The organism is Aeromonas sp. PrichA-15 (genome assembly GCF_017939245.1).
GTDB lineage: Bacteria > Pseudomonadota > Gammaproteobacteria > Enterobacterales > Aeromonadaceae > Aeromonas > Aeromonas caviae.
In genome coordinates this window covers 1-6,567 of sequence record NZ_JAGKRH010000177.1, presented here as the reverse complement: position 1 = coordinate 6,567, position 6,567 = coordinate 1, and the positions used below count along the sequence as shown (strand labels likewise).

Annotated in this window: 4 protein-coding genes and 1 pseudogene; 2 read left to right on the top strand and 3 right to left on the bottom strand. The window is 52.4% G+C overall.

The annotated features are described in order from the left end of the window. Positions 1–193: 193 nt before the first annotated feature. Both J9889_RS18145 and J9889_RS18140 read right to left on the bottom strand, forming a co-directional pair. Positions 194–1,540, bottom strand: a pseudogene (locus J9889_RS18145) (N-6 DNA methylase); the annotation flags it as partial. A 91-nt stretch (positions 1,541–1,631) separates the two neighbouring features. Beyond that, complete coding sequence (locus J9889_RS18140) at positions 1,632–4,112, bottom strand: DEAD/DEAH box helicase family protein (protein ID WP_349237017.1); 2,481 nt, start codon at positions 4,110–4,112, stop codon at positions 1,632–1,634. 312 nt (positions 4,113–4,424) lie between these two features. Between J9889_RS18140 and J9889_RS18135 the strand changes: the two genes are divergently transcribed. Together J9889_RS18135 and J9889_RS18130 are read left to right on the top strand one after the other, a co-directional pair. Further along, on the top strand, positions 4,425–5,339 hold the full coding sequence (locus J9889_RS18135; RefSeq protein WP_210557596.1) for a hypothetical protein: 915 nt from the start codon (positions 4,425–4,427) through the stop codon (positions 5,337–5,339). Positions 5,340–5,578: 239 nt separating this feature from the next. Then, a complete protein-coding gene (locus J9889_RS18130; protein ID WP_210557594.1) occupies positions 5,579–5,881 on the top strand; it encodes a DUF1778 domain-containing protein in 303 nt (100 codons plus the stop codon). 498 nt (positions 5,882–6,379) lie between these two features. Here the strand turns inward: J9889_RS18130 and J9889_RS18125 are convergent. Next, the coding region (locus J9889_RS18125) for a hypothetical protein (protein ID WP_210557592.1) at positions 6,380–6,567 on the bottom strand (188 nt) is incomplete at its 5' end.

The following is a 6,567-nucleotide window of genomic DNA, read 5'->3' as shown; positions in this document are numbered from 1 at the left end:
CTGTCGTTGGTGGAGACCGGCAAGCGATTGGGCCGCTGCCCACAGGAGTGGTTGAGGGCCGTGGTCAGGGCGTGCATCGAGAAGACAGATTATCCCATCCCGGCAGAACTGATGCCGTCAACCCCGTCCTGGTGAATAGATACTGCTCGGTGGCGTAACGAGCCAGCAGCTCGTCGGGGTCGTGGCTTATCTGCTCGCCGACATGAGGGTTTTTGATATCCAGGTTGAAGTTGCGAGTGATGATGTCGTCAATGCTCACCTTCCACGCCTGCTCGTTCTCGACGCGCGCGGCAAAGCCATCTGCCTCGTCGCCCCACCACGCCTGTTCGGCAGCAAACTCCTCGAACTTCATCGGCTTGGTCTTGCTGTAATTCTTCACGCCGTCTGGATAGGGATGCTCGTAGAACCAGACCTCTTGAGTCGGCTGTCCCTTGGTGAAGAACAGAATATTGGTCTTGATGCCGGTATAGGGAGCAAACACGCCGTTGGGCAGGCGCACTATGGTGTGCAGGTTGCACTCCTGGGTCAGCAGTTGCTTGATCTTGGTCTTCACCCCTTCGCCGAACAGGGTGCCATCTGGCAGTACCACGGCGGCGCGGCCCTTATCTTTAAGCACTTCGATAATTAGCTGCAAAAACAGATCCGCCGTCTCGCGGGTCCGCAGATCCGCCGGGAAGTTCTGCTCGATACCATCCTCTTCGGTGCCACCAAAGGGCGGATTGGTGACGATCACATCGATATCGCTATCCCAGCTGGAGAGCGGCTTGTTCAGGGTGTTGCCATGACGGATCTGCACCGGCACCTCGATGCCGTGCAGCAGCATATTGGTGGTACAGAGCAGGTGCGGTAGCTGCTTCTTCTCAACCCCGAGGATCTGCTGTTGCAGGGTCTGATGGTCGGCGGCTGTCTTCACATAGCGGCTTTTAACGTGGTCAAAGGCGCAGGCCAGAAAGCCGCCGGTGCCACAGGCCGGATCCATGATGCGTTCGCCCAGCTTGGGGTCAATCCGATCCACCATAAAGCGAGTCACGGCCCGCGGGGTATAGAACTCACCGGCGTTACCCGCGCTTTGCAGGTCACGCAGGATCTGCTCGTAAATATCCCCAAACAGGTGGCGCTCGCTGGAGTCACCAAAGTCGATCTCGTTGAGCTTGTTGATCACCTGGCGCAGCAGGGTGCCGTTTTTCATGTAGTTGAAGGCATCGCTGAAGGCCTCTTTGACCACAAAGCCGCGCGGGTTGAGATCGATCTGCACGGGCAGATTCTTGAGCGAGTCGAACAAGTCGTTATTGACGAAATCGAGCAGGGCATCACCGGTGATCCCTTCGGCATCGGCTGCCCAGTTGCGCCACAAGAGACGCTCGGGGATGGGCAGGCGGTAGTTATCCTGCTCGAACTCCAGCTCCTCTTCCTGGGCATCGAAGATCTTGAGAAACAGCAGCCAGGAGAGCTGGCCCAGACGCTGGGCATCACCATCGATACCGGCGTCTTTGCGCATGATGTCCTGAATGGATTTGATAACTGACGTGATGGAAGACATAGGGCTCGTTATTACTCGAATGCGTTAAAAAAACAGGGCCAGGCTCAGGGAATACTCCTGCAGCATGGCCGCTCCTGTTATGGGATATGGGTCAAGCGGGCTGGCGGTAGATCTCGGCTTCCAGCTCGGTGATCGCCTCTTCAAAAGCCTTGGGACTGCCAAAGCCTTTCTTCGCCAGCTCCAGCGGCCGCCCCAGCTCGGTAAAGGGGGCCACCTTGAGCGCCTCCTTGGTCTCAATCTCGGCCACGCCCTGATCGGCGTATTTGTCGAGCAGGGTGGCCAGCACCTGTTGGGCCGTCTCGTTGTACTTGGTGAAGTAGTTACGCTTCTTGACGTTATCCGCCCGCTCACGACGGGTCAGCGGAGGCTGATCGTATACCACATGGCAGATAAGGTCGAAGGGATCGAGCTCCTGGCCGACTTCGGCACTGAGCACCTGCCACAGCACCCCGGCCTGCTCCAGCTCGTCGATGATGGCCTGCTTGCGCTCGGCCGACTGCCAGCGCTTGATAAAGGCATCGAGGGTGGCGCACTCCTTGAGCAGGGTCTTGCGGGTGTAATCCTTGAAGGATTCGGTCACCAGCTTGCCGTCGGTGTCGTAATACTGCACCCGCTCGGCGATGACCTTGACCGGCACCCCATTGACATAAAACTTGCGCACCTCGGGCGGCTCGCCGCCAGGCTCACCCCAGTCGCCCGTATCACCTGAGCCAGGCGGATAAGTACCGGGATCATAGGTGCCTGAAGGTTCTTGCGTACCCTCGCCTTCCCCTTCGTTGTCAGACTCGGTGCCTTCGGCCGCGTCATCGCCCGGCAGTGGATCTGTACCATCCATGCTATCGCCCAAGTCGTCATCCGGCTGGTTGATATCGTCAGGGTTGCTAACAACAACGCCTTCGGGTACACCATCGAAGCGTGGATCGGCAAACAGCTCGGTGGCCTTCTTGAAGTCGAGTATGGTGAACCAGAGCTTGTTGTACTTGTCGTCAATCCGAGTGCCGCGGCCGATGATCTGCTTGAACTTGGTCATGGACTGGATGTTCTGATCCAGCACGACCAGTTTGCAGGTCTTGGCATCGACGCCCGTGGTCATCAGCTCCGAGGTAGTGGCAATCACCGGATAGGCCTTCTTCGGGTTGATGAAGTTATCCAGTTGCCCCTTGCCGATCTCGTCATCGCCGGTGATCTTCATGACGTACTTGTCGTTTTTAGCAACCTGCTCGGGATTGAGATTAACCAGAGCACGGCGCATCCGCTCGGCATGGTCGATGTCGTTGCAAAAGACGATGGTCTTGGCCATCGGATCGGTTTTCTTCAGGTAGTTGGTTAGCGTCTGGGCAACCAGTTGGGTGCGCTCATCAATGACCAGAGTGCGGTCAAAATCCTTCTGGTTATAGATGCGATCCGCTATCTCGTTCCCCTGCTTATCGAGCTGCCCCTTGGTCGGCCGCCAGCCCTGCAGATCCACATCCATATCAACCCGCACCACCTTGTAGGGAGCCAGAAAGCCATCCTCGATGCCCTGCTTGAGCGAATAGCTATAGACAGGCTCGCCGAAGTAGTCGGTGTTGGAGACGGTGTCCGTCTCCTTGGGGGTAGCCGTGAGACCAATCTGGGTGGCCGACGAGAAATATTCGAGGATCTCGCGCCAGGCGCTATCTTCAGCGGCGCTACCACGATGACACTCGTCGATGACGATTAGATCAAAGAAGTCTGGCTGCACCTGCTTATAGGCCTTCTGCGACTCTTCCGGCCCGGTCAGCGCTTGATAGAGGGCAAGGTGAATTTCATAGGCCGGATCGACGGTGCGCCCCGTCACCTTGGTCATGGCCGTGCCGAAGGGCTGGAAGTCGTTGGTCTTGGTCTGATCGACCAGAATGTTGCGATCCGCCAGAAACAGGATGCGCTGCTTGGCCTTGGCCTTCCACAGCCGCCAGATGATTTGGAAGGCGGTATAGGTCTTGCCGGTGCCGGTCGCCATCACCAGCAGGGCGCGGCGCTGACCGGCAGAGATTGCCTCTATGGTCTTGTTGATGGCCTGCAGCTGGTAATAGCGCGGTGACTTGCCGGAACCGTCATCGTAATAGTCCTGGGTGATCATCGGCAGCTGTTCGGGCTGATAGCCCTTGAAAGCGCAGTATTTGTCCCACAGCAGGGCTGGCGAGGGGAAATCTTCCAGGCGGATCTCGCTCTCCAGCGCTGCACCAGATGCCAGATCGGCGGTCTTGTCGTGGAACACAAAGCCATCGCCGTTGGAGGCGAAGACAAAGGGCACTTCCAGCAGGCTGGCGTAATCCAGCCCCTGCTGCATCCCCTTGCCAATCTCATGCTTGTTGGCCTTGGCCTCGATCACCGCCAGCGGCAATCCCGGCTTGTGGTAGAGCACGATATCGGCGGATTTAACCTTCTTGCGTGCTGCCATCTGACCCCGCACCACCACTTTGCCATCGCGCAGCTTCACCTCCTGCCGGATCTGGGTCAGGTCATCCCACCCGGCCTCTTTCACGGCCGGCAGAATGAACTTGGTGATGATGTCAGTTTCGGTGAGCTTGGCTTTGTTGATGGTAGACACGGCGAGCATTCCCTGTGAGACACGAACAGGGACGATAGTCGCATGAATCTTGAGTAAATCCGAACAAAATCATGATGAAAGCGCGTCGTATTGAGGTGTGGTTCAAGTCGTGGGGATGAGTAAAATTCAGCAAGTCAGATAGGGTGGGCGTATTGATTATCGCGGGTTGTATGCTTACAGTGACGCAAGGTAAGTGCGAACCAACCGCCCACGGGTAAAGCGAACTGCTGCACAAGTTGATGTGAAACCACTTTTCTATGGCTGCGACGTTTTTCGTGGGGTTGGTAGTCGCATATGCCCTGGAATTTGATTATGGCTGCTCACATTAAATTTGAAACCCGCCACTACCCAAAACTTTCTACACTCGAAATTCACGCAGGAAAATTAGCTGAACGGTTGTCCGTTCAACTAAGCCACGCCTATGAGATGCTCGCTTTTTATTACAACTGCCGAAATTGGACGGAGTTGAAAAGTTGCGCTTCACAATCAATAGTCAAGAGAGAAAATAATAAAGGATGTGGTCACTGCCACCGTCAAGCATCTGACATTCGTGAATTGCTGGCTCATGACATTCAGACAGGAAAACTGGACGTTAATTCTCTTAATAAAATCACCTTACAGCCAGATTCAATTGCCTGTCACTTATACAACCAGAATCTGAATCATCTATTTGATGACGAAATATTTCACATTCACTCCGTTATTTACGAAGAATCTAAAACACCCAGGAACACGCCATTATCTGTTGTCGGTACAATTAACAACAGCATATCAACTCTATTCAATCAAGCCACATGCTTCGGGGGGCAATGGCTGTATGATTACAGATACGGAACAAAGATGTACTGTTCCACAAAACTCGTTGGCGACAAGAAAACACTAATAATAAGAGAGTTCGATAGCCTCTTTTACCCTCCAACCCAAAAACAGAATCTGATATACGAATACAAAAAATCATTCGAGCTTATGGTGAATAAAGCATGGTTCCCAAAATATGTGTTGTCATATTTGTCCTGGATTATAAAAAATTCTGTGGCTAACACCGACATAGACAGTATCGCCATTTATAGAATATGTAATATCGATCTCATGACCAGCCGCCGGAGCATTACCGCTCAGCGAGGCATAGAGCACATCGCAAAAGGATTGATTAATCTCGGAGCGACTCCCCTGCAAATATACAAATCCGATACTGAATGTTTCGCATTTTATTTAAACTTCAAATAGCTAGCAGTTTCAATTAAGTGTAAGGAAATATAAATGCGCTAGGGAAGGTGCGAATAAGTACCCTATGTGCCAAAAATAAAAAGTTTAGCCATTTAATATCAATAATTTAGAATGGTGTGTTTTTGTGCCAAGTGACTTGTTAGCACCTTCCCTAGCTATTCCAGCTGCAACATGCGCCCACTCATTAAATATTGCAGCGCCATTAATGGCGCTGCAATTCAGTCAACACAAGAGGCCATATGAATAACCAACATGAAATACACCTCAATATCAGTGAGAGTGAATATCTTCTGCTTAAAAAAGCCAAAGCTATTTTAGGAGTGTCTCTGACCGACTTCATTATAACAACTTGCTTGGCACAGGCTAACGCATTAGTCAAACAGCACGGACAGATCACATTAACCCAAGAAGAACATGAGCAAATCGAGGCGCTCATGCGCAACCCGCCACCGATGACAGACTGCTTAAGAGACGCCATAGAGCGGTCTCGGTCTGGAATAATCAAAATTAACACTACGAAAAAGAACGGAATCAAAAAATGAGCGCAACTAGCAACATATAAAGACTGTCAACGGGAAATTATCGCCAGCGGTACAGATTTTTTGTATTAGGTTTTGAACTTCAGAATTTGGTTAGCATTAGCTATGCACTGGCTTGGCGATAATAGCTCGAAATATAAGATTTTTCATAAAGTCGCAAAAATATAGTGACGCTTGTATATATGCACTTACATTATTTCTAGGACTTCCATTCAGGCCATCGTCAACACCGTGCATTGCCACGGTGCGCCTTGGGCCGGTAAGGTACTCGCTTCTTCTTCGTTATTCCCCAGGGGTACAAGAAGCAGTTACCACTTGATCATCGGATATCGGGTAGAAGGTGCGCGGATATTCAATCCACCACGCTCTTTTGTCGTGCTGTCCTCTGACCTCGTTGTGAGCTCTTACCATAGCCTGAGCGTTAGCATGAACCCTATGCTGCTCTTCAATACGACGACCGGCGTAATCTAGTCGTGTCCAAAGCTGTCCCGGGCTTGTCCGTCAAACGATCGTTTTACGGCCATGCAGGACACTGTCCGGCAATAGTAAGTATTCACCGGAACAGTATTGACACAGGAAAAATGAGACGATCGTCTCTTGATCCCACTTTCCTGCTTGCTTGATCCTGCTCCTTAGATACGCTCCCCCCATGAGCAAAAACACCATGCATTCCGCGGGAATGCCCACCA